We start from the raw sequence: 20,126 nt of genomic DNA on the forward strand, positions 1-20,126 counted from the left end.
GGCAAAAGAACTAGTCTCTATCCCTAACCTATTGCCATACAATCCTAAAAACCAACTGTCGTTGGCAGGTGGAGTACCTTATAATACGATTAATGGTGTGGGGTTGAAGGATCAGTTGATTTCTATGGCGAGAGTGGAGTCTCAAGTCAATGGAGATGGTGGGAAAAAGTTTACTATAGATACTATGAGGCATGTTTATCATGGAGAGATTAATCGACGTGGGAAAGCTGTTGGTTATCATCACGAGAGTATGATGGGTGGTAAAATAGTTCCAGGTACAGAAACAAGGCCTGATAGAAATGGAGTATATAGAGCTAAGGTGGTAATAGATGGAGTAGAAAAGAGAGCAAAATCAAGTTTTTTCCCAAAAGAATGGGACCGGGTACAAGTATTAAAAGCTATTGATGAGGCTTTTAAAAACAAAACGCAAATTGGTGAAAATAAATATTCCGGTTTAACTTCTTCTGGATTACAAATAGATATGTATCTTAAAACAGACGGATCAGTTGCCACTGCTTATCCAATTTATGAAGGAGGTTGAGTATGAAATATTTATACGAGTTTTTTAGAGACCCTTTTGGGACATTGAGAATAAAATTATCGGATGAAATAAAATTATTCGCTGATTTTATTGAAGACATCCCTACAGAGGAAGAAGCAGATGAATATATTGAGATAGTTGATAATGTATTAAATGGTTTACACGAAAAGTTTGAAATTCAACTTAATGCCACAAGTGTGCTAATAAAAAAAGATATGACAGTACTTGAACATTTTTTTAGATATGAAGAGCCTTATGAAAACGAAATGGAGACTAAAGAATTTAAAGAACTTATGTTAATATGGAAAAGTAAAATTCCAGAAAGATTCAAGAAAAATGAGAATTGAATTTATGTTTTTAATTTAATTATTTGTTGAAATGAAGAAAAAAAATTAATCACTAACTGACCACATAAAAGATTTTAAGACGAAAAAACTTAAAAGTAATACTATAAAGGTTATGTGAAGCCATATATGTGTTTTAGTGAATAAGATCGAAGAATATTTCCACATAAGTTCACCCATGGGAACGCGAACATTATATGTCAATGTGTTAATCTTTCAAACCCTTGGCACCTTTGGTGTTAGGGGTTATTTAGGGCCTTCTTACATAAAATTAAATGAAGTCATCAATGCCCGATAAATTAGCTTTGGAATTTTAAGGATTATTACCTTGGTGTATTCTTCATACTTGCCCGTGCGATACGAAACTCAAGATTAGTAGGTGATTTTGGTGAAATATTCAGCTTTACAGGAATTTATTAAGCAGTATGGCGAAGATGATGATTTTACAGGTGGAGTAAGTGAAGACAAAGTAAAAGAGACTGAACAAAAATTACAGGTCTCATTACCGGAAAGTTACAAGTGGTTTTTAAGAAATTATGGCTATGGTGGACTGTTTGGTGTGGAGATAATTGGATATGGCTTTACGGGTCCAGCAGTAGTAGATGCTACCAAAGATCATCAAAAGTATTATGATTTAATAGATGGAATTGTAGTTATAGAAGATATTGATGAATTTGCCTATTGCCTAGATACTAATAAAATGAAAGATGGAGAATGTCCAGTTATAATGTGGGATAATCAAGAAGGCTATGGTCGAAAGCTTGCTGATAATTTTTTAGACTATTTTATTGAACGCCTTGAATTGGCAAAAGAAGAATGGGATGAAGATGAAGAAGATTGGTAAAAGCTGATGGTAATAGTTATTTATCTTGCTTTGTTATAAAGAAAGAAATAATTTTATATAAAAAGAAGTGGATAGAGCCTTTCGAAAATCAAAGGGACTATCCATTTTTTTTAGAAAAGTTGGCTTAGGTGAAGATGATATAGCGAGAATGAAGGATGATCTAAACCCTAAAGGATGGCAAGTACATCACAATTAACCTTTAGATGATGTGAAATGATTTCACTAACTTGGTATTAATAAAAAATGAACAGCTTGTTGTTTTAATGTGGAACTTGTAAAAAATTGGATTAGTTTGCAAAACGTTGAACAATCTGAGAAATCATAAAAACCAACAAACTTGAAATAATAGCTCCGATTAAAATATCATAGCCTGAAATGAAATCATTATAGAATCGAAATGTTCCAATCAATAAAAAAATTAGAAACGCTACCCCTGCAGGAGTGCCAGTCATACAAAAACAAAAAAGGACGAATCATCAATATTTCGTCTGCACACGGCAAGAACCCGGATGCATACAAATCCGCCCATTGTGCCGCAAAATTTGGCCAAGGTGGCTTTACGAAAGTAACCGCACTGGAAAATGCACTGAATGGCATCACATGTAACACAATCATGCCTGGACTAGTACGTACAGAATTAATCGAAAAACAACTGCCAGTACGAGYAGAACAAGATGGAACAACAGTAGAAGAAGCACTAAACCACCACATCCTAGCCGAACTAGGAATCAAACTACTAGAACCATCAGAAATTGATTGTACAGCAGTATGCATAGTGACGGTGCAGCAGCCATCACTGGTGAAGAAATAAGCGTTACAGACGGAATGTAATTATTTGGGGCTATCCCCAATATAGAAAAAAGAGCATGATCTCTATTGAAATCATGCTCTTTGGCTATTTTTAGTAAAGGGAAATCTAAGGGGCTGACCAATCAGAAATGTTACTTAAACCAGGATTCACTATTTTACCATCCCACTCTAGGGCCCATTCTTCACTTTATTCCCGATAACTTTGTTTTATAAATTCCTTCGTTATTATAAATATAAATAGTTTCGCCTCGCATGGCTAAACGGTTTGTCGTCTTCACACTCTATTTGTTTTCACTCCTTATAATATCCAACCACCAATAAAAAAAGCCACCGGCCCCCGGTGGTTTTCCCTTATGCAGTTTTATTATAATGCAAGATGTCTACTTCGAGCGGGATTTGGCTGCAGAATAGTATTTGAATTTTAATATAAATACATAAAAATATAATTAATGTGGAAATATTGTTATTGTAAAAAATGGAATGATACATTATGATTAGTAAAAGTTAATTTTTAGGAAAGGAATTACATGTTATGAAACATTTATTTACTATTTTACTATCTTTAGGACTAGTTTTTGGTCTTTCTCTTGGATCAAATGAGGTTGCAGGTGCAAAAACAAAGGTTAAAACCTATAAAAACTGTACGGCATTGAATAAAGATTATAAAGGGGGCGTAGCTCGTTCATCTTCCGTTAAAAACAAAGGAGGAAAAACGAAATACAAACCTTATGTTTCAAAAGCACTATATGATGCAAATAAAAAAAGCGATCGTGATAAAGACTTGATCGCCTGTGAAAGATAAAACTTGTTTTTCTAAGTTATTTTTGCAAAGACCTTTCGAAAGAAGGGTCTTTTTTTATTTTTAATATTCAATGTTGCTATTAATAGAACTATGGGGTAATAACTTATTTTCAATGGCAGCCTCCAAATAGTACAGCCCCAGGTTCTGAGAGAGGAAAGAATATTGTATTCAACCAGGATAGAGGGATACATTTACATTTATTTATTAGGAAGTATAAAGAAATGGATGGAAAGACAGAACCCTATATCTATATAGGGAAGGGTAACACGGTGGAATATGAAGGGGAAAAGCTGATTACCGTTACAATGGAATTAGAGAATGATGTCCTAGCTAGTTTATGTACAGAGTTCATTAAAAGAGTATAGTCTTCTCATTTTAGAAGACTATTTTTTTCATTTATTAATTGTTCCACAGCTGGAATGTCAGCAGGTGCCCATTTTAGAGATCTTAAATTCTCTCGCTTTAACCATATCAGTTTAGAATGTTCATTAGCAGTTGGGGTACCTTCAATGATCTTACATTTTATAGACAGTAAGTTAATAATGAAGGTTTCATATTCATGCGTATTATCATTAAATGTTGAAGCTTCCGTTTCAACTTTACATTGCAATTCTTCATTAATCTCTCTTTTTAAAGCTGTAAAAATATCTTCGCCTTTTTCTACTTTTCCACCTGGGAACTCCCACATGTTAGGGATGCTCATTTCTGGAGAGCGTAACGCACATAGTATTTCATCTTTTTCATTTTCAATGACGGCTGCAACTACTTTAACTTGCTTTTCCATGTTATCCTCCTATAGGTTTGGTTTGCTATGATTAAATAATATCATGATTAAGAGGTGTAATACATTACAGAGTAAGGTTAAACACTTCCTCCTCTCTTTACCCCAAGAACAACCTGGGGCTATCCATAAAAAGGAAATGAGGGAGAAAGGTGTGTAATGCGGTCTTTTGGGGAGGGGTTTCGGGTTCTGCGGTCTTGCTCGGTGCCCTTGCTGCCATCTTTATTCGATAAAGAAAAATAACATTGGCTATATTATGGCATTTGGAACGGGCGTATTGATTGGTGCGGCAGCTTATGAATTGCCTGTTGATTCGGTACGAGATGGAGGAATCTGGGCAACGTCGATAGGTTTTATAGCAGGGGCCGCCATTAAAAACGGTTTCATACCTGTGTCGGACAAACCAAGACTTGGTTTTAACGATATCAAGGATTAAGTCATATAAGAGCATATGATGCCTGTTTCCAGATATGTGGGCTCCAAGTGATTACTGGAACACGGAATTCTCTAATGATCGATTGTTCAGCTAAGTCTAGTCAAAATAAAGCACCCTTTGGTCAATGAAGACTTGAGGGTGCTTTGTTATGTGGCCTTGACGGGGCTTAGATTTGATCTTCATAGCACAGAATAAAGTTTAGTCTGCGTGTTTAAGGCAGCACATTGCCTGCCTCACGATAGATACCATACCATTCTTCGCGTGTAAGATGAATATCGCTTGCCTTGCAACAATCCTTTAGGCGGTCTTCATTCATCGTACCGATGACTGGTTGCATGTGTGCGGGATGGCGTAAAAGCCATGCGATGACGATAGTCGTGTTGCTAACCTCATACTTGTCCGCAATTTCATTAATCTTTTGATTCAATTCAGGGAACTTGTCGTTTCCAAGGAATACTCCCTCAAAGAATCCGTATTGGAAAGGTGACCAAGGCTGAATGGTGATATCGTTCAGTCTGCAATAATCAAGCACACTGCCGTCCCGGTTCACAGCGAGATCATTTTCCATATTCACATTAAATCCACTAGAGATCATGTTGGCGTTGGTAATGCTTAACTGCAGTTGGTTTGCAACAATCGTCTGTTTCACTGACTTCTTCAGCAACTGGATCTGCATCGGATTCTGGTTGGAAACGCCAAAATGGCGCACTTTTCCTGAGCTTTCAAGAATATCGAAGGCCTCCGCTACTTCTTCCGGCTCTACTAACGTATCCGGACGGTGGAGAAGCAGAATATCCAGATAATCCGTATTCAGCCGCTTCAAGCTTGCGTCCACCGATTCGAGGATATGTTCTTTGGAAAAGTCAAACATCCCCTTACGTATGCCGCACTTGGATTGCAGGATGATCTTTTCACGAATGCCCGCGTTCATTCCGATGGCGTCCGCGAATATTTCCTCACATTCGCCACTGCCATAAATATCAGCATGGTCGAAGAAATTCGCACCCTCTTCCATCGCCGTTTGGACAAAGTGCTCAGCCTCCGCTTTGTCCAGCGAATTGATTCGCATGCAGCCGACTGATACGACCGGCACCTCTAATATGCTGTTTCCAAGTTTCATTGTCCTCATTAATTATGTCCCCCTTATTTGTAATTGAGTACATGGTGTGTGTGTCCGTCACCTACAGAGAAGAAATGGTTCAACCTTTCATATCAGCGGGTTGCCCAGGTCTGTCTTAACATCACAAGTAAATCTGCGTATCTCTTTTTGATTGTGACACACAATCATAGTAGTTTTCAAGATTTACTAAATTTGTTAATAACCTTGTCCTCCGTTGCACGCAGCAAGCAGTTGCTTTTTAAATCTCACGAAGTTTAATAGAAGTTTACGAAAAATATCTAGAGTTGATAGTTATATTTAGAAGTAACAGACCATGCTATCTAAAGATCTAGTCATATAACAGGAACCGTGTTGTTATGGGTGTTGCTGAATCACCACTATTACTGTTTTGATTTCTTCAGTTACCCAATCATCTTCTTTTACTTCGTCAAACATCGGGTCATTTGGATCTTCAGCATTTCGAGATTTGTAGAAGTAATCGTTATTGATAATCTTGTCAAAATACTCGAAATTATCTTTAACCACTTCTTTGAGTTCTGGAGTGATAGCTGCTTCACTAGCTTCTTTTCTAGCTTATTTAGAATCTTTGATAAACTCTTCAAGTTCCTCAGTTTTCTTACCACCAACCTGGTATGAGTATCCAGCCAGTTCTCCAGGCATAAACCCCTATAGAAAAACAATTATTTGATTTTTTTGCTCTTTTTTCTCAGGGTTTTGGAACAAATCTCTCTTTATAATAACGGGAAATTAGGGTGTAGAATGATGCCGAATAGTTTTGGTTTCTGTGAAAAAAGATGTAGAGTGATGCTAAAATTTGTAGGCCTTTTTAAGCATTTTAAATGATTTAGCAGGGGAAATGAGGAAAAACAAGGAATTTATCAGAATATTGAATATTTTTAGAATAGGAGAATGAATGTGAAAAAGAAATTTTTTAAGGTTTTAAGTTCAACAGTAGTAGCCGCAGCATTACTTGGCCCAAATGTCAGCTTCGCTGAACGAGGACCAAATCCGACAGGTGGAACGAATCTTTCTACCGAAGCATTCCTTAATTATGACGAGCTTGTAAAAAAATTAAATCAACTTGAGCAAGTGAGTAAAGGGAAAGTAAAAGTAGAAGTGGCTGGACAAACAAATCAGGGTCGTTCCATTCACAAAGTAACGGTCGGTCATGGTGACAAAGTCGTTCTTATTCAAAGTGAAATTCACGGAAATGAAAAAACAGGAACTGTTGCGTTATTGAACATTCTTGAAAACCTTGGTCAAAGTAACTCACCTGAGGTAAAGAAAATGCTTGATGAATTAACAATTGTTGCTATACCAATGATGAACGTAGACGCCTCAGAGCTTGATCGTCGTGGAAATGAGATGACATGGTCAGAGGTTGTAGGGAAATTCCCACAACTTTCAAATGTGAAACCAGCTTGGAACTATTACACGACTCCTAGGTCTGGAGACGACTATGCTAGCAAACCGGGATTTGATGTTAATCGTGACTTTAATCCAAACCTAAACTATGTACCAAAGCCTCAAGACTTCCCGGGGGCATCTGAAAAGCCGGGCTGGTTTATTACACCTGAATCGCAAACGGTACGTGACATATATAAAGGGTTAAAATCGAAATTCGGTAAAGTGGATGTTTTTATCGACCTTCATCACCAAGGGTTCCCATATATCGAAGGAACTGATGATCGTGTAACGATGTCAATTTCCGGAAAATTTGTTGCCAACCCAAGCACTCCTGCAGGGGCTAAATATGCAGAGTATGCAGATAATTTTAAATATGATTTCTCCCGTCAGTTGACACTTACTGCTTATAACGCACTACAAGCAAAAGGGAATTCCGTGTTTACAAATATTTCATTGTACGATCAATCTATTGACCTGCCAGGTACTGCTTTAGGAACGTTTGCTTTAAACGGAAGTGGTACGGTTCTATTTGAAGTTAGTGGACAAACACAAAACTTTGGGCAAAAAAAGAAAGGCCAGCTAGTAAAAACAGTTGAAACGGGTCTAATGGGCATTATCAATGGTGTAACAGATGGATCGGTTCATAATCTTAATCCATCAGACTATGAAAATATTCCTGAAAGTTCATCTACACCGGGAATCTAATCACGTTGAAACCTAATTTTAAAGGGGGCTGTCTCAAAAGATAAATGAACTTTTGAGACAGCCCTTGTTATCGTACTTACAGCTTAACGAAGATTCTTAGCTTCTTGCATCTAGAGATGCACAATACGAAATGTTTCAGGAAATCGCTATGCAAACTCTAAAGAGAATCGGTTAGTTTATCCGAAAAAACCCGAACGAGTTCGTGCAGATCTGGATTTATATATAGGCCTCACTAGAATATATTGATTCAATATATGCAGAAAGGAGTGTTCGTTTGGAAAAGGAAAACCTAAAAAAGTTTAGTTGGCAGCAATAAATACTAATGTTCATGAATCTCACACAACTCTGTTGAGGGGTTCTTTTTTTTGTTCATAAGATATTACCAAAAACATCGGTTTTAAGGGAAAAAATAAGGGCCTTTTTGGTTTCGTTTAAAAGCATATACTGCACTTAATAAATTAAAGGGGAGGAAATTAAAATGGATTTTGGATGGGATAACAAAGAGGTATATATAGGGACGAAAAGAAAACGTGGATTAGGAAAGAAAGGATTTTGTTTTGGTATTAAAGGCTCCCTTGGGGAGTTTTTTATCCTAATCCACCATTAAGTTAAATTTAGCCATGACTTTTCAAGAAACATCACAATTCGGTATATTTCCTTTCAATTTTCCTAAGTTCATCTAAAAGTCCAAATAAGGTGTGTAATACGGCTGTTTGAATATATAGATTCATATAATTATCATTGCTCTTCTTCTGAAAAGATAAATCATGTTTTTCATCAATTATTCGAGTTATACAATCATTAATTTCACTCCACATTTCTTTCGTTGCTTCTTTAGTTTTCATCTCCATAATCTCCCACTCCTTTTTTATTAGTCTATCCACTCTATTAAATTCTTATTCTTTTTTTTTGTCACAGCTTTAAATTTTTTAGAATCGATTTTTTCAACTCCAAATAGTTTCAACTGGTCAGTTCATAAACTGCTACTTTCCTATTGTTGGTGTTAAAATATCATCTCAAAACATACACTCTTCATAATAATGTATTAGATTTTAGACAGTGAGGAGATGGAGAAATGAACTTCGAGATGCAAATAGCGAATATGTTGGCTAAAAATATAAAAGGTTTCATTAAATTTGTTCATAAACATTATGAAAATAAAAACAATATCTTTTGTTTAAATACAGATAAAGTGTATCAATTAAAACTTCTTGTTGAGGAGTATAAGTTTCAAGTATTAGCAGATGAACTTCTGAGAATCAATCGGTTTACCTGGGATGAAAACTACACTCATTTATTAGTTGATAGATTTAGAAAAGGGATGAGCATTATAGAAGAGTACGTAGAAAATAACTACAATGATTTATTCATTTTTACCGCTAGACTTTACACATTAAATAGCCTCAGCTTAACATTTAGCAAGGAGGAATAAGGTGTCCCTCTATATAAAAAATCCCCCCAAATGTACCCAATGAAATGGCAGGTACTATTTTAAATAAAAAGGATTTCAACATTTTCCATTTTCTTAAAGACTGGGGTGTGCTGTTATCTTTTTTTAATGAAAATTTATTTGTTAAGTAATTAACCAGAAAAGAAACCGAAATGAAGAATTGGTAAAATGAGTTTTTATGGAGAAGTTTTTTTACAGTGAAAGAGGGGGAGTAAAGTTGGAGGAACATGTGAAAAAGTCTTTAGGTGAATGGAAAGAAGAAATTAGTGAATTATTAAATGCTATAGAAAAAGAATATGAAGAAGTTAAACTTGAGCTTAAGGTTTATTCCTACAAATTCAATATCACCAAACAAGTTGTACAATCCACTATTAATGATGAAATTATTCGAAACATTCGCGAGCTCTATCATAAACCTTTTGAACAAAAAGTGAACGAATTGAAAGGATTAATAAAAGAACTGGAAGAAAAGAGAAAAGTTTTCCAAATGTTTGTTGAGAAAATTGAAAAGGTCAGTGAAAAAGAGGAAGGAAAACCTCATATATCCGTAATATAAGAAATAGTGGGAATTGTTAGCATGGTAGAGCCACAATCCGTTTTTGCAGACAAGCAAATCGATATTTGTGGTGTTTTTTTGCTTCGCTTTATCGTATTGTCCTGTAAATTTGCAAACCTTAGACTTCATGAACTTTTAAAGATCAAGAGTCTTTTAATCGATTGCATGAATTATTGGCTCTAAATATGGAGTGATTACCAGGGATGAAAGAGAATTTTAGGAAAATATATGACAAACCCCCATTGAAATAGATGAGAAAAAAGAAATGAATAGTACCCGCTATTTAATAATAAGTGGAGCTATGATAATCGTAACGACTCTACTATTGGCCTAAATAAAGAAGAGCACATATTGTCATGTACAATATGTGCTCTTCTTTTATTCAATTAAAGCTATTATTTGCTTGGCATTGTAGAGATATATTTTTTAACTACTTCATAAACATATTCTTGATTTGCTGCTGCTGTATTTGGGTTGTATTTACCACCATTCACTTTATTATTAGATAGTACTCTAATACCCAAGAATGGTACATCATAAGCTTTGGCAATTTGTGCTGCGGAGGCACCTTCCATTTCTTCTACAGATGTACCGTATTTAGTATGGAACCATTTAATTCTATCAACTTCATTATTCCAAACGTCTGCAGAACCTATAGTACCCTCGACAACCTTACCCTTAGTGTATTTATCTTTAACTGCATTAGCAGCTGCTAGTAAATCCTTATCTCCCTCATAGAAACGGGGTTTTTCAGCATTAGGATCTTCTCCTGCACTTCCTTCAGAAGCCATTAGGTCCATAGGTTTCCATATAGTTGGATCAATTCCTTGGTTTTCAGCCTTATCTGCTGTTTTTAATGAACCAATGTTTACCGTTCTTTTTCCTAAAACAATATCAAAAACGTTTAAACTTGGATCATGTCCCCCTGATGTTCCTTGATTGATTATTGCTATAGGGTTAAATTTTTCAATAGCAACTGCTGTAGCGGCTGCTGTGTTTTCCATTCCCTTGCCTGTTTTTGCAACTATTACAGGATAATTGTCTAACGTTCCAATGTAAAATACAAAATCTCCTGATTTTTCTTCTTTAACATTTTCTAATCTTTTTGCGAAATTTTCTGCTTCGATTGGCATTGGACCTTGAATTATAATAGGCCTTTGAGCAGTTTTTTGTTCAGTTGCAGTTTTTGAAGTAGAATTACAACCTGCAACTACTGATAATAACAGTAAAGTAATAATGCCTAATAAAGAGTATTTTTTTAACATATTGTTTTTCATAAATATTCTCCTTAGTGATAGTTTTTCTCTAACATAAAAAATTGAAAAGTGCCAAATAGCTAAAGCTATGTCTTCCTACATATCAATACTATTATTATTATTATTTAACACGAATATTAAAAATTGGTTTAATAATGCTACATATTCCTTTGCTTCTTTCCTTTATTAAAACTGTTGCTTTATGTTTTCCTCCCTGTTGTTTGTTATCCTCGTAGTTTTGGTCAAAAGAAAAAAGTCTAGAAACTGTAGAATGATTTCTACCTTCTAGACCTACAAAAGTCAAAGTATAGATAAAGCAAAAATGAAGCTAATGCTAAATCATAAGCTGCTAAAAAAGCCGAACAGCCGAATACTTTAACTCGTAGTCTAGTTCTTTCAATGGGAACCAGGTAGAGACACTCAGACCATATTACTGAGGATATACGAGTAATGATATTTAAGATTATTACTTTGTTAATATAGCAAACTTATCATAGATAATCAACAAAAAGGTGAATATTAAATTAGGAATATGATTTAATGTTCGTGTTTGGGAAGGGGAGGATAAAGGAAAAATGGGGTTTTTGCTTTGGTATTGTTTAAATGATGAATTCACGAGTAAATGGTGAAAACTCACGAGTAAAAGTCCGAAACTTACGAGTAAATCCTCAAAACTCACGAGTAAACCCCTAAAAAAGGGACCCATACATAAGTATAGGTCCCTTTTTTTATACACTTTGCATTTTATACAGTGTTAAATGTAATATATATGTTGCAAAATGTAAAATAAATCATATAATAAGAGTGAATGGAGGATGATTAATGATGAAAGTATTTAAAAAAATCACGGATGAACGAATCGAGAATGTAAGAAATAAAATTTATAAAGAAATGTATCATGTCATTATGGCCATTTGTCTATTGAGCGTACTTTTTAAAATATATAAATATGGTGTAGGCAGCGGGGAATTATATCTGGAATTGGTGATCCTTTTGGCATCAGGGGTGTATTATTTAGCTCGTTCCATTTTCTTAGGCGTATTCTGGGATGAAGTAGAAATGCATGACCGTACGAGTAAAACACAGATGAGCAAGAAGACCATTTTTGGTACGGTTGGTTTAGCTCTTATCATCGCTACGATCATGGGGGTGAATAGTGCTGTATCCTATGCGGATGGCAGTTCTCAAGGGTTGTGGTATTTTGTATTGGTATGGTGTGTTTCGGTTATGATCTACTTGCCGATTTTACTTCTGTTTTTTGGTGGTATATACTTGCTAGCGAAGAAAATTGGAATGAAAAATAGCGAAGATAATAAGAAATTGTAGGTGCGTTCCTTTGAAAAATATAAAACTGAAGCTTGCAAGAGTGGAAAAGGATTTGTCACAAGATGAGCTAGCCAAGATTGTCGGTGTTTCCAGACAAACGATAGGATTGATTGAATCCGGAAAGTATAATCCCTCATTAAGTTTGTGCATTGGTATTTGTATAGCATTATCACGTACGTTAAATGATTTGTTTTGGGATGAGGAAATAAAAGATTAATCATTGATTTGGATACCCCTTCTTCATTTCAAGGCAAAAAAACAAGGAATTTCTCATCACAAAATGGGGGAAGGTATAAAGGCAGTTTGTTAGCTTTAACCTAATAGTTGAGAGGGATGGTATGATGGATCGTACGATTGGTTACTTACGTGAGATATTGTCTAACTATACGGATCAATATCCCCAAGCGCAGGAAATTTATAATAAAATCAAGGATGGACACTTTCATTCTGAAGAAGAACTCATCAATAAGCTTACCGTCAAAGAGTCGAGACTCCTTAATCGAATTCTGCCTCAGGAAATTGAGCATGCAAAGGAAGCTAGTGATACAGAACGGGTCACTCAATTATCGGAGGTATACGAACTTATTCTTGTTTAATAAAACCTTGTCCATGATCAACATGGACAAGGTTTTTAGATTTTTTTATTAATCCATTTCGCTGAGGGAATCCATATGACTCGCTATCATAGCGATGATTGTGCTAGCTTCTTCCTTACTGAATATAAAGTTTGTTTCATCTTTTATCAGATCATCATCTGCTGTCCGAATGCGGTTAATCCGTTTTAGCACTCCATCACCAGTTTCCTGAACAACTCCAAATTGATAGGTGACCTCCACTTCATTTTCTTGAATATAGGCTGTCACTTCAGGCGTTTCCCATTCCACATCGATTTCGTACATCTCAGTCTCTTCGGTTAGTTCATTTTCATCGTAATATTCATCATCGAGATCATATTCATATTCGATGCCATCCCCTTCTAAATAGTTATGGAAGCTTTCATGGACAGCATCAACGATATCTTCAATATCAGATAAGATCACCTTGCTAACTTGGCCTAAATCCGGATCAAAGGATTCCATATAAAATTCTTCATTATGCGGATCGAAAAACAGAGTGGAAAAATAATCCCTCTCATTGTCATCCAACTCTGTATAAAATTCGATACGTGGATGTTTAGCTCCTCGCTCCACGATCAAACTGCCATTTCGATCGTATTTTTCACAAATTGATTTAAGATGATCCTGTAATTCCCCGCTTACTCTGTCGAACCATTCTAAAGACATCCAACATCCACATCCTTTCATGATTATTATTTCCCAGAAAAAGCGAACCTGTCATTCCATTTAAAGCCAGATGCATTTTGTCTCGTCGTTAAGTTAGGGTTTCTTAAGGTTGAAGCTTAATGGAAGAGGATTATTGGTGGTTAGATGGAGTTAAAATCTAGGGTAAAATAAAATGAAAAAATTCGAGCTGATTAGTCATAAAAAAAATGATTTAAAGGAAAATTAAATACTGATATATCTCCTAGAAGTCAGGAATAGTTAAACAGGATTTTCCGCACATATCAGGGTAGAAATACAATTTACTCTAATCAATATTTAGTTCGTAAACTACCTATTAGATTTTTCTTATTTAGTTATTGAAGGCGGCCTTCTCTGTAACTCCGGCTGGCCGCATATGGCAGCAGAAAAATTTGTTTCATATAAATAAACCTTTGTGCCCTTTAACATAAGAAAGACTATCTCAAGAAAATTGAATAAACCTGTTCAAGTAATATACTTGGGCAGTTTTTTTACGTTTACCAAAGAAAATAAAAAAACTTTCACCACCATGCTACTTTCACCTCGTAAAAGTTTATATAGAGTGTGAAAGGAGGTGAGCGACATGGCAAACCAAATTCCAGTATCAAGTACGTTACGGATTGATTTTGAGACGGGGTTAAATGAAAAGGGGTCTATTGTTTTCAAGCGTAGGTCATTTTCGAACATCAAGGTTGAGGCGACGGCGGATCAGTTGTTTTCGGCAGCTACAGCGATTGCAAGCGTGCAGAATTATCCAATGGGTGAAGTGACCCGAGTGGATACGAATTCATTGATAAGCTAAATCGGATTTTAGCAAAAGGTTGGAAAAACAGGAGGTGATACAAAATGGCTAGAGTATTGGAAATGATTTTCGTAACAGAGGAAGGAAAATCTGCGACGATTTCCGTTGAAAATCCAAAAGAACCAGTTGAAGCAAATACAGTCAAATCGGCTATGGAGCAAATGATTGCGGGGAATGCCTTCGTTGCATCATCGGGCGACTTTGTCAGTATTAAAGGAGCACGCCTTGTCGAGCGTAATGTCGAGGATGTTGAACTTATCTAACTTATCAGCAGGCAGGCTCATCTTTGAAGGACCTGTCCTGAAATGGGTGAGCCTGTTTTTCACCATACCAGAAGAGAGGTGAACAAAAGTGGATCAAATCCTGCCATTTATCAGTGATATCGGATTTCCGATTATTGTTACCCTTTATTTGCTTCATCGGATTGAAACAAAATTGGATACATTGAACGGAACCCTTGTTGAGCTGCCGGATCGTTTGCAAGAGGGATTCCAAAGTCAGTTCAGAGGATAGGTAGGGAGCATTATGGATGTTATCGACCAATGAGAAAAAGACAATTCAGCTGACACACTCTGTAGGAAATCCTATTATCGTTTCTCCTGCTGTGGAATATAAGGTAAAATGAACCTTTCATAGAAATGGGGAAATCAATCAATATAGCAGGGTATCATGATCAAGCACCACATCATGAAGTCTATTTAAAAGAGTTAGATGACCCAAGCTGGCAAACCCTTTACCAAGCAAAAAAACAAAGGACTCGAAATGATGGCCCACCCTACGGCCAATCATTTATGGAGGTATTCTACTTTTACAAAATGAAAAGGACGAAAAGCCATGGCAGCTTCTCGTCCTTTTTTCTTTTTTTATAAAAATCGCTTTCGAACACTTGGCGATGGCAGCATACAGCTTTCTTCTTTTTTCCCAAACCATTTGTAACGGTTCTTGGCAATAAAGTCATAAGCGATGTTCCGAATGAAGCTTGGAACGATGGTAAAACCGTAAAACAGTTTCCATGCCCCTTGTAAGCGACGGCAAATCCTCAGAGCTGCAGTCGATTTATAGTAGGCCTTATCCTTTTCGATCAGCACTATACTATCAATATTTGCAGGAACATCGTACTTTTTCAGCAACTCTTGTCCAGCTTCACTTTGAAGCGAAGCGAAATGAAAAAGCCCCTTCGGATCCCGCTTTATAATGAACTGTACACTCGAATCGCAAAAATTGCATTCACCATCAAATAAAATGACCGTATTCATGAACATTCCTCCTAAAGAGAGACGTTATCATACTCATGCTTCTATCATACACTACCCGTTTTGGTAAGGCGAAGACGTATGGAACATTGCTTGGGGTATTAACTGTCTCTTCTATATTATGTCATGTTTAATAAGGAGTAATTAAGGTTAAGGAATAGCTTTTTTAGTAGTTAAAAAAAGGAAATGTCGATATAATTACAAATAATAGGTTTGTTTACTAAATGATCAAAAGGGTTGAAGTAATTTTTAGGGGGAGTAACCTTTGCTTTTTCAAAAAATGACTGTAGGATTCCTAGTGGTATGTTGCCTTGCTGCTTGCGACGAACAACAAATCATCAAAAAAGAAATGATTCAGATACAAAAGAAAACAGAAGTGCAAGATACATCCTCCAGTAATCTCCCATCTTACAATGCACCGAAGTATTTGGGGAAATATTTGTATAGCTATTGGGTAGCGGAAGGTTCGTTCCTTGTTATTCTAAGAGATGAAATTAGCACATTTACAATGCAGAGGATCACAAAAGATGACATAGGAACAATTAGGCACTTTGAAATAATTGAACCAACCGATAACAAGATTACTGGTGTACTTTATAGTGTTGAGAAACAAAATAGAACTTCATTATTTACGTTAGAATTAAGCGAAGATAAAACGGAATTGACTATTACATTACCAAACGAAAAACCAGTTACTTTCAAAGAAACAGAAATGACTCCAGAAGAATATAATGCTAGTTATACTTGGAAATGAAATGTTATTTGAAGGAACAACTAAATTAACTCATTAATGACCTTGAAAGGGCTTATTTAAATACCACAAGGTACGAAAGATTTCTGCAGATAAGGAAGCAGGCAAAGAAACATGGAATGAATTGTTTGCTTGATAAAGAATGAGACCAATAACCTCTAATGTGAATGGTGAATGATGGGTGGATTGGATCAAATCGACTTAAAACGGAATAATTCGACGCACAAATCAAATAATTCGTCCTACAGGGAGATAATCCGTCCTACACACCAAATAATTCGTCCTACGGGGAGATAATCCGTCCTACACACCAAATAATTCGTCCTACATCGAATAATCCGTCCTACACACAAATTAATTCGTCCTACAGGGAGATAATCCGTCCTACACACAAATTAATTCGTCCTACAGAGAGMTAATTCGTCCTACAMACKAAWTAWTYCGTCCTACAGGGGATATTCCGTCTTACAAACGAAATAATTCGTCCTACAGGGAGATAATCCGTCCTACACACAAATTAATTAGTCCTACATCGAATAATCCGTCCTACACACAAAATAATTCGACCTACAGAGAGATAATTCGTCCTATACACTATTTAATTCGACCTACAGAGAAATAATTCGTCCTACACACTAATTATTCCGTCCTTGCTTGATGTTGAAGTTCCAAACGCCAATTATTGCATCGCATAAAGCTCCCTGGAGGGTATTCGAATTCACATTCGGAAATAAGATTGAAGTCAAGCTTGCGACAAATTGCATTTGAAGCAGGATTATTGATGGACGGGAATGCGTGAATATACTTGTATTTCCGTTCGGCTTTGACTTTTGCTATTACAGCCTTCACTGCACGGGACGCAATCCCTTTCCCCTGATATGAAGGGAGGACACTCCACCCAATTTCGTACACGGTTTCATCATTCCACACGGTTCGCCAGTAGCCAACGGAGCCAACAGCCTCTTCCTCTGGATACAGGGTGATGCTAAACATACACCCTTTACTTCCAATCTCAAGATAACGTTTGTGGCGTTTCAAAATTTGTTCTTTACTCTCTGGTCCTCCGAGATGTTCCATCATTTCTGGAGCATTAAGGTGAAAAAGTAAATCAAGGTTTCTATCTTCCCATGGTTTAATCTGTAACCCGTTTTCTTTGTTTCGTTCTGAAATCTCGCTCACCCCTGACATTATATTATACTCTTAATCAATACTTTCTTTGCTGAGAGTGAGATTCCTTTATTTATATGTATTTATTGTTCTATCTATTAACCGGCTTGAAAATCCTAGAATCAACGATAGTCGGCATGGAAATTATCGATCATTATTAAATTGTGAGTTTTCAGATTATGTAGATGAATGTTTCCCATTAAATGCTATAATTTACAGGTGGTTCTATCAATGACAGGGGCGGAGATGATGAAATGAAATCTTCAGTAAATCAGTTTTCCACTCAATTTGAATGGATATTGAATGTGATTAATGTTGGTGTCCATATCGTTAATAAGGATGGAGATACCGTATTCTATAATAAAATGATGGCTCATATCGACGGGCTGGATCGTGAACAGGTGTTAGGAGAAAATATCTTTCAACTGTATCCATCATTGACTGATGAATCCAGTACGCTGCATGTAGCATTGGAAAAAGGCATCGAAACGATTGAGTCCATTCAAACATATGTTAATTTAAAAGAGAAAAAAATAACTTCTATTAATAGCACGTATCCTCTATACGAGGACGGTGAAATTATTGGGGCAGTAGAAATCGCAAAGGATATTACTAAGGTCATGAGCATGTACGATCAAATTGTTGATTTGCGTTCCCAGCTGGCCGAGACCCATAAGAAAAATAAGTTTTTTGAAGGGACAGCCACCTATCATTTTAGTGATTTAATTGGGAGTAGTCCTGCTTTTCAAGAAGCTATTTCATTAGCAAAAAAAGCGGCTCGTACACATTCTCCAGTCATGATTTATGGACCTACAGGGACAGGAAAAGAACTTATTGCTCAAAGTATACATAATGTAAGTGCTCAGCGAAATCAACCATTCATTGCGCAAAATTGTGCGGCTGTTCCAAAGGAATTAATGGAGGGGCTACTGTTCGGCACAACGAAAGGGGCTTTTACCGGAGCGATGGACCGACTCGGGATTTTTGAACAGGCAAATGGCGGTACCCTGTTTCTTGATGAATTGAATAGCCTTGACCTTGGTCTGCAGGCAAAATTGCTGCGAGTATTACAAGAAGGCGAGGTACGCCGTGTTGGAGGATCGAAGGAGCAAAAAATTAATGTGAAAATCATTGCTGCGATGAACATTTCTCCAGATGAGGCGTTAGAGCGAGGAATTATTCGCTCGGATTTATTTTTTCGTTTGAATGTCGTAACCATTCAAATGCCCTCTCTTCTGGAACGCAAAACGGATATTCCGGAAATAGCAAATAACTTTATTCAAAAATTCAATAGATCATTCTTTTCGGATGTACGCGGGATCAGTCAAAAGGCGATGCAACGGCTGCTTCAATATTCGTGGCCTGGAAACATTCGTGAACTGGGACATGCCATCGAGTTAGCATTTAATGTCATGGATGCAGGGGAAGTTATGATTGATGAACATCATCTTCCTGCTTATTTATTCCCTTCAGGAAAATATTCCGCATCAAATGCGCAGAGCCATCATCCTCCATTAAAAGATAAGATTGATTTACCTGTCGTACTTGAAGAAATGGAAAGGGAAATGATAATAAATATGTTTGAGAAATATAATGGGAATATCAGCAAAACAGCTGAGGCCCTCAATATTAAAAGACAAGGATTACAATATAAGTTAAACAAGTACGGTATAGAAAAAGTTTTTGCCGCAGGATCGAAGGAATCAAAATGAAAGGGGAGTAATTGAAAACGCTATCATTCACTTATACTTTTAGCGAATTGTTGTTCAATAGAATAAGTATGTAACTTGAAGAGGGATCTCGCGAATAGAGACCCTCTTTTTTCAATATCAAAAGGATAAGCATTAAATCCGTATCTCTTTGGTGCAAAGAAATTGGCTGCAAAAAATTAGGCATTACGAAAAAAATCTTGCGGTTTAAGGGGACGATCTGCCCTCTTTTTCCTATGTTTTTCTTGTTTTGGATGTTGGCATCATTCTTGCAAGTAGTATAGATATAGTTTCTTAAGATAAAGAGGGGGGCATTTAAATGAGTTTGATGGGAATGGAAGTAAAACATGAGGAATACCTTGGTGGACGTAGACATTATAATGAGATTGAATTGTGGAAAGATGTAACGGAAGAGCAATGGAATGATTGGCTCTGGCAATTAACCAATACAATTAAAACTTTGGATGATCTGAAAAAAGTTGTGAACTTGACACCAGAAGAAGAAGAAGGGGTTCGGATTTCAACTCAAACAATTCCTTTAAATATTACACCTTACTATGCATCCTTGATGAATCCCGATGATCCTCGCTGCCCGATTCGTTTGCAGTCTGTACCGCTTTCGGCAGAAATGAACAAGACTAGATATGATTTGGAAGATCCGCTGCATGAGGATGAGGATTCTCCTGTTCCAGGTCTAACGCATCGTTATCCGGATCGCGTTCTATTTCTTGTCACGAACCAATGCTCTATGTACTGTCGTTATTG

The 20,126-nt window shown here is 36.4% G+C and carries 26 protein-coding genes, 2 pseudogenes and 1 riboswitch; of the genes and pseudogenes, 20 read left to right on the forward strand and 8 right to left on the reverse strand.

Going from position 1 to position 20,126, the window contains the following annotated elements:
* From AC1DUW_RS10200 to AC1DUW_RS10225, 6 genes are all read left to right on the forward strand, one after another.
* On the forward strand, window positions 1–541 hold a 541-nt coding region (locus AC1DUW_RS10200; RefSeq protein WP_477642462.1), incomplete at its 5' end, for an EndoU domain-containing protein.
* 2 nt (window positions 542–543) lie between these two features.
* The gene (locus tag AC1DUW_RS10205) at window positions 544–888 is read left to right on the forward strand and encodes a hypothetical protein (RefSeq protein WP_053347581.1); all 345 of its coding nucleotides are present in this window, start codon (window positions 544–546) and stop codon (window positions 886–888) included.
* A gap of 385 nt (window positions 889–1,273) precedes the next feature.
* The gene (locus AC1DUW_RS10210; RefSeq protein WP_053347580.1) at window positions 1,274–1,729 is read left to right on the forward strand and encodes an SMI1/KNR4 family protein; all 456 of its coding nucleotides are present in this window, start codon (window positions 1,274–1,276) and stop codon (window positions 1,727–1,729) included.
* Between the two features lie 397 nt (window positions 1,730–2,126).
* A complete protein-coding gene (locus AC1DUW_RS10215; RefSeq protein ID WP_477642463.1) occupies window positions 2,127–2,540 on the forward strand; it encodes an SDR family NAD(P)-dependent oxidoreductase in 414 nt (137 codons plus the stop codon).
* Window positions 2,541–3,071: 531 nt separating this feature from the next.
* A complete protein-coding gene (locus tag AC1DUW_RS10220) occupies window positions 3,072–3,341 on the forward strand; it encodes an excalibur calcium-binding domain-containing protein (RefSeq protein WP_053347578.1) in 270 nt (89 codons plus the stop codon).
* 98 nt (window positions 3,342–3,439) lie between these two features.
* Window positions 3,440–3,706 carry a DUF3427 domain-containing protein gene (locus AC1DUW_RS10225; protein WP_477642468.1) on the forward strand — a complete coding sequence of 89 codons (267 nt, stop codon included), beginning with the start codon at window positions 3,440–3,442 and terminating at the stop codon, window positions 3,704–3,706.
* A 5-nt stretch (window positions 3,707–3,711) separates the two neighbouring features.
* On the opposite strand, the gene AC1DUW_RS10230 is transcribed toward AC1DUW_RS10225, so the two are convergent.
* Window positions 3,712–4,125, reverse strand: a complete 414-nt coding sequence (locus AC1DUW_RS10230; protein WP_053347577.1) for a (deoxy)nucleoside triphosphate pyrophosphohydrolase — start codon at window positions 4,123–4,125, stop codon at window positions 3,712–3,714.
* A gap of 149 nt (window positions 4,126–4,274) precedes the next feature.
* Here AC1DUW_RS10230 and AC1DUW_RS10235 point away from each other — a divergent pair.
* Window positions 4,275–4,495, forward strand: a pseudogene (locus AC1DUW_RS10235) (ZIP family metal transporter); the annotation flags it as partial.
* 274 nt (window positions 4,496–4,769) lie between these two features.
* On the opposite strand, the gene AC1DUW_RS10240 reads toward AC1DUW_RS10235, so the two are convergent.
* The gene (locus AC1DUW_RS10240) at window positions 4,770–5,687 is read right to left on the reverse strand and encodes an aldo/keto reductase (RefSeq protein WP_053347575.1); all 918 of its coding nucleotides are present in this window, start codon (window positions 5,685–5,687) and stop codon (window positions 4,770–4,772) included.
* A 345-nt stretch (window positions 5,688–6,032) separates the two neighbouring features.
* Window positions 6,033–6,203, reverse strand: coding sequence for a hypothetical protein (locus tag AC1DUW_RS10245; RefSeq protein ID WP_477642464.1), 171 nt, complete (start codon window positions 6,201–6,203; stop codon window positions 6,033–6,035).
* Window positions 6,204–6,587: 384 nt separating this feature from the next.
* On the opposite strand from AC1DUW_RS10245, the gene AC1DUW_RS10250 reads away from it, so the two are divergent.
* Together AC1DUW_RS10250 and AC1DUW_RS10255 are read left to right on the forward strand one after the other, a co-directional pair.
* Window positions 6,588–7,790 carry a M14 family zinc carboxypeptidase gene (locus AC1DUW_RS10250; RefSeq protein ID WP_477642465.1) on the forward strand — a complete coding sequence of 401 codons (1,203 nt, stop codon included), beginning with the start codon at window positions 6,588–6,590 and terminating at the stop codon, window positions 7,788–7,790.
* Between the two features lie 478 nt (window positions 7,791–8,268).
* A complete protein-coding gene (locus AC1DUW_RS10255; RefSeq protein WP_269083744.1) occupies window positions 8,269–8,397 on the forward strand; it encodes a hypothetical protein in 129 nt (42 codons plus the stop codon).
* A 31-nt stretch (window positions 8,398–8,428) separates the two neighbouring features.
* Here AC1DUW_RS10255 and AC1DUW_RS10260 read toward each other — a convergent pair whose 3' ends face one another.
* On the reverse strand, window positions 8,429–8,641 hold the full coding sequence (locus tag AC1DUW_RS10260) for a hypothetical protein (RefSeq protein WP_053347573.1): 213 nt from the start codon (window positions 8,639–8,641) through the stop codon (window positions 8,429–8,431).
* A 224-nt stretch (window positions 8,642–8,865) separates the two neighbouring features.
* Here AC1DUW_RS10260 and AC1DUW_RS10265 point away from each other — a divergent pair, with 224 nt between their 5' ends.
* Both AC1DUW_RS10265 and AC1DUW_RS10270 read left to right on the forward strand, forming a co-directional pair.
* Window positions 8,866–9,222: a hypothetical protein gene (locus AC1DUW_RS10265; RefSeq protein ID WP_053347572.1), complete on the forward strand. Its 357-nt coding sequence runs from the start codon at window positions 8,866–8,868 to the stop codon at window positions 9,220–9,222.
* A 235-nt stretch (window positions 9,223–9,457) separates the two neighbouring features.
* Window positions 9,458–9,796 carry a hypothetical protein gene (locus AC1DUW_RS10270; protein WP_053347571.1) on the forward strand — a complete coding sequence of 113 codons (339 nt, stop codon included), beginning with the start codon at window positions 9,458–9,460 and terminating at the stop codon, window positions 9,794–9,796.
* Between the two features lie 395 nt (window positions 9,797–10,191).
* On the opposite strand, the gene AC1DUW_RS10275 is transcribed toward AC1DUW_RS10270, so the two are convergent.
* The gene (locus AC1DUW_RS10275; RefSeq protein ID WP_053347570.1) at window positions 10,192–11,073 is read right to left on the reverse strand and encodes a 5'-methylthioadenosine/S-adenosylhomocysteine nucleosidase; all 882 of its coding nucleotides are present in this window, start codon (window positions 11,071–11,073) and stop codon (window positions 10,192–10,194) included.
* A 342-nt stretch (window positions 11,074–11,415) separates the two neighbouring features.
* Window positions 11,416–11,519, reverse strand: a riboswitch (purine riboswitch).
* Between the two features lie 355 nt (window positions 11,520–11,874).
* Here AC1DUW_RS10275 and AC1DUW_RS10280 point away from each other — a divergent pair.
* The 3 genes from AC1DUW_RS10280 (at window position 11,875) to AC1DUW_RS10290 (ending at window position 12,974) form a co-directional block, all read left to right on the forward strand.
* Window positions 11,875–12,378, forward strand: a complete 504-nt coding sequence (locus tag AC1DUW_RS10280) for a DUF6773 family protein (RefSeq protein WP_053347569.1) — start codon at window positions 11,875–11,877, stop codon at window positions 12,376–12,378.
* A 10-nt stretch (window positions 12,379–12,388) separates the two neighbouring features.
* A complete protein-coding gene (locus AC1DUW_RS10285; RefSeq protein WP_053347568.1) occupies window positions 12,389–12,595 on the forward strand; it encodes a helix-turn-helix transcriptional regulator in 207 nt (68 codons plus the stop codon).
* Between the two features lie 121 nt (window positions 12,596–12,716).
* Window positions 12,717–12,974, forward strand: a complete 258-nt coding sequence (locus tag AC1DUW_RS10290; RefSeq protein ID WP_223305450.1) for a sigma-G-dependent sporulation-specific acid-soluble spore protein CsgA — start codon at window positions 12,717–12,719, stop codon at window positions 12,972–12,974.
* A 48-nt stretch (window positions 12,975–13,022) separates the two neighbouring features.
* On the opposite strand, the gene AC1DUW_RS10295 is transcribed toward AC1DUW_RS10290, so the two are convergent.
* Window positions 13,023–13,661 (reverse strand): hypothetical protein, encoded by a 639-nt coding sequence (locus AC1DUW_RS10295; RefSeq protein WP_053347567.1) that lies wholly within the window; start codon window positions 13,659–13,661, stop codon window positions 13,023–13,025.
* A 601-nt stretch (window positions 13,662–14,262) separates the two neighbouring features.
* On the opposite strand from AC1DUW_RS10295, the gene AC1DUW_RS10300 reads away from it, so the two are divergent.
* From AC1DUW_RS10300 to AC1DUW_RS10310, 3 genes are all read left to right on the forward strand, one after another.
* On the forward strand, window positions 14,263–14,481 hold the full coding sequence (locus AC1DUW_RS10300; RefSeq protein WP_053347566.1) for a DUF1659 domain-containing protein: 219 nt from the start codon (window positions 14,263–14,265) through the stop codon (window positions 14,479–14,481).
* Window positions 14,482–14,525: 44 nt separating this feature from the next.
* A complete protein-coding gene (locus tag AC1DUW_RS10305) occupies window positions 14,526–14,744 on the forward strand; it encodes a DUF2922 domain-containing protein (RefSeq protein WP_477642466.1) in 219 nt (72 codons plus the stop codon).
* Between the two features lie 88 nt (window positions 14,745–14,832).
* Window positions 14,833–14,994 (forward strand): YvrJ family protein, encoded by a 162-nt coding sequence (locus AC1DUW_RS10310; protein ID WP_053347564.1) that lies wholly within the window; start codon window positions 14,833–14,835, stop codon window positions 14,992–14,994.
* 350 nt (window positions 14,995–15,344) lie between these two features.
* Here AC1DUW_RS10310 and AC1DUW_RS10315 read toward each other — a convergent pair whose 3' ends face one another.
* On the reverse strand, window positions 15,345–15,737 hold the full coding sequence (locus AC1DUW_RS10315) for a thiol-disulfide oxidoreductase DCC family protein (protein WP_053347562.1): 393 nt from the start codon (window positions 15,735–15,737) through the stop codon (window positions 15,345–15,347).
* Between the two features lie 262 nt (window positions 15,738–15,999).
* Here AC1DUW_RS10315 and AC1DUW_RS10320 point away from each other — a divergent pair, with 262 nt between their 5' ends.
* A complete protein-coding gene (locus tag AC1DUW_RS10320) occupies window positions 16,000–16,488 on the forward strand; it encodes a hypothetical protein (protein ID WP_053347561.1) in 489 nt (162 codons plus the stop codon).
* A 636-nt stretch (window positions 16,489–17,124) separates the two neighbouring features.
* On the opposite strand, the gene AC1DUW_RS10325 is transcribed toward AC1DUW_RS10320, so the two are convergent.
* Window positions 17,125–17,673, reverse strand: coding sequence for a GNAT family N-acetyltransferase (locus AC1DUW_RS10325; protein WP_477642467.1), 549 nt, complete (start codon window positions 17,671–17,673; stop codon window positions 17,125–17,127).
* Between the two features lie 233 nt (window positions 17,674–17,906).
* Between AC1DUW_RS10325 and AC1DUW_RS10330 the strand changes: the two genes are divergently transcribed.
* Both AC1DUW_RS10330 and AC1DUW_RS10335 read left to right on the forward strand, forming a co-directional pair.
* The gene (locus AC1DUW_RS10330; RefSeq protein WP_053347559.1) at window positions 17,907–19,364 is read left to right on the forward strand and encodes a sigma-54 interaction domain-containing protein; all 1,458 of its coding nucleotides are present in this window, start codon (window positions 17,907–17,909) and stop codon (window positions 19,362–19,364) included.
* Window positions 19,365–19,695: 331 nt separating this feature from the next.
* Window positions 19,696–20,126, forward strand: a pseudogene (locus AC1DUW_RS10335) (lysine 2,3-aminomutase); the annotation flags it as partial.

The organism is Peribacillus sp. P4_C12, from assembly GCF_056402095.1.